Below are 1,924 nucleotides of genomic sequence, written 5' to 3' on the forward strand. Positions count from 1 at the left end.
CCGGCGGCGTCCGCCTTCGGGTTGCACGCCCGGCCGCTTCGCGGGCCGGGCGCGCCTCAGGCTTTCCCCAGGGGGCGCGCGGCCGTCAGGCGCTTGCGCGCCGCACCGGCACCCGCGCGGCGATGCGGGCGCGGATGCGGTCCAGGACGATGTCACCCTCCCCCAGCAGGGGGGCGCAGGCTGCTGCGGCATAGCGCCCGTTCGAAGGGTTGGCGGCGAAGTCGACGGCGATCGCCGCGATGCCGGCATTGTCGAACAGGTGGCGGTTGCCGTCGTCGAGGTAGCTTTCGGTCACCGCGCCATCGCTCACGACAAGCCCGTGCGCTTCGAATTCGACGTGCCAGTAGGTCACGCGACCGACCCAGCTCTCCTGGACGATGGTGCTGCCATTGACCAGCAGCCTCGCCGGCACGAGCCGGCCATCGAGGAAGATCGCGTGCTCGGGGCTGACGCGCAGGTCGCGGAAGGGCACGCGGTCGGCCAGCGCGCCGGCCTTGATGACGACCGGCGCCACCGCGGCCCTGTTGCGCTGCCGCGCGACATCGACCGTGGTGTGGCCGACCCAGCGCAGAGGCTGCAGCGGCACCCCGCCATGGGCGGTGAGCACCAGGTGGCCGGCGCGGAGCGTCTCGACGGGAACTTCGCCACGCGCCGTCGCGATCAGCGTGCCCTCGGCGAAGCAGGCGATGCCCTCGAAGTCGCGTGCGCGGAAGGACGTGCCGTCGGAGTGGGTGAAGGTGCGCCAGGCCTCCGTGCCCGTCCCGCCGCCGACCGTCCAGTTGCCGTAGGTGCCGCCGGGGATGTTGTCCGTGCCGAAGGTGGTCGGGCCGGTCCAGTCCTCGATCTCGAGGATGTCGCGGCTGTCCTCGCCGCCGCCATCGAGCGTGTCGATGCCGTCGCCGAGGCCGACGCGCACCGTGTCGTTGCCGGCCCCGCCGAACACCTGGTCGTTGCCGCCGCGGGAGGCGATGACGTCGTTGCCGTCGCCGCCGTCGAGATAATCCGCGCCGCTGCGTCCGGTCGTGGGCGAGCCGATGAGGATGTCGTCGCCCGCCTCGCCGAAGGCGCTGTCGCCGAGCCGCGTGGTGATGCTGTCGTCGCCGGCGCCACCCCAGAGCCTGTTGTCGCGGTGCGAACTGCCGGACAGGGTGTCGTTGCCCGAACCGCCGCGCAGGTTCTCGAACTGGTTGCCGCCGATGCGGTCGCCTTGGGCGTCGCCGCCGCTGGCCGCGCCGGTGTACAGGTCCACATTCACCCCAGTGGTGTCGGAGGCGTAGGACAGCTCGTCGATGCCGCCACCGGTGCCGCCGTGCTCGACGAAGGTATCGGCGCCGGCGCCGCCTTCATGCGTATCGTTGCCGGTCCCGCCATCGAGCAGGTCGCCGCCGGTGCCGCCGACCAGCGAATCCGTGCCGTCGTCGCCGAACAGCCGGTCGTTGCCCGTGCCGCCGTCGAGCGTGTCGTTGCCGCTGTCCTTGCAGCCATCGGTCCAGCCGCCATGCAGCGTGTCGTCGCCGGCGTTGCCGGACAGGCGGTCGTTGCCGGCGAGCCCCTTGACCTTGTCGTTGCCGCCGAGCGCGTCGAAGACGTCGTCCTTCCTGGTGAGGGCGACATGGTCGTTCCCGCCCGTCGCGCCACCGCCCGCGGACACTCCGCCGCCGGACGACCCGCCACCGAGCAGGATGAGGGTGGGATCGCCGGTCAGGCCGGTGCTGGTGAAGATCGCGGGGGTGCCGGTCGTGGACGTCATCGGGATGAACTCCAGGCATCGCCGGCGTCGCGCTGCCGCGCGCCGAGGGCGAGGAAGAAAGGGGGAAAGGCGCGCGGTCCGCCGGAGGGGTCGCGCCGTCCGGCCTGGCCGGTCAGGGCCCGCCAGCCGTCGCCGTCACGGCGCCGGGGCGGGCCATCTTCGTCGGCCGCGCCG

The 1,924-nt window shown here is 72.9% G+C and carries 1 protein-coding gene; it reads right to left on the reverse strand.

From position 1 onward, the window contains the following. Positions 1–85: 85 nt before the first annotated feature. The gene (locus HW577_RS27000) at positions 86–1,750 is read right to left on the reverse strand and encodes a Hint domain-containing protein (protein ID WP_198378681.1); all 1,665 of its coding nucleotides are present in this window, start codon (positions 1,748–1,750) and stop codon (positions 86–88) included. Between the last annotated feature and the right edge of the window lie 174 nt (positions 1,751–1,924).

The sequence above is a fragment of the Neoroseomonas rubea genome, from assembly GCF_016106015.1.
In the GTDB taxonomy this organism is placed as follows: Bacteria; Pseudomonadota; Alphaproteobacteria; order Acetobacterales; family Acetobacteraceae; genus Neoroseomonas; species Neoroseomonas rubea.